This is a genomic window from Vibrio sp. 1401, assembly GCF_033340295.1.
Genome location: NZ_JAWOWF010000280.1, coordinates 1 through 772, shown reverse-complemented (window position 1 = coordinate 772; position 772 = coordinate 1). Strand labels below are relative to the sequence as shown.

Below are 772 nucleotides of genomic sequence, written 5' to 3'. Positions count from 1 at the left end.
ATTATTGATGATGTTAAACAACGCCGTTTTGAGTGCGTAGCCTGTCTTGCCAGACGCGGCTTGATAATACCCATCAACCACTGGTGGAGTCGTAGTGGTGTCACCTAACGTAAAATCAGTGGTTTCGCTTTTGGCGAACTCAGCGCCAGAAGCAAGGGTCTTGGCTCCTTCCATCAACGTGTACGAACCCGCGCCACTTCCACAACAAATGCCGTCACCATACTCATCTTGAATGGTGAACTGGTAGTCACCGTCGACTAAACACATGCTTTTTTCAACGGTGGTTGCCGACTCATAACCCTGACCAGAGAACAGTACTGCGGATTGGCTGTTTTTCAGCGTCCAACTCGTTTCAGAACCATAGTTGTCGGTCGTGAGAGTCAAGACCACTTGGTGATCACTACAGCTCTCTACGGGAGGCTGCGTGCTTGTCTCGGTCGGTTGGAAGTTATCGACATAAACCACTTCTGAGCCGTCAAAGCCCGCTTCATCATAAAAACGCAATCCCACATCGATGGCTTTCGTGGTCGTCGCGGTGTAATTGAGTGTGAGTTCTTGCCACTGATTCGTTTGCTGCGGATTGGAGTAGCCGTGATAACCGTCTGCCACCAATCGAGCTTTTACATGCCCTTCAGTGTGATACACCGAGACTGAGAACGGATAGGTTTTCCCTTGCTCCACATTAATGGTTTGCAAAAAGTCGGTGTTGCTCTGGGTACCCGTGTTCACGACGACTTGAGCAGCCAAGCCGCCCGATTTGATTTGTTCGCTG

Annotated in this window: 1 protein-coding gene; it reads right to left on the bottom strand. The window is 50.0% G+C overall.

Going from position 1 to position 772, the window contains the following annotated elements; translation table 11 throughout:
* On the bottom strand, window positions 1–772 hold a 772-nt coding region (locus R7Z77_RS25105; RefSeq protein ID WP_411913210.1), incomplete at both ends, for a carbohydrate binding domain-containing protein.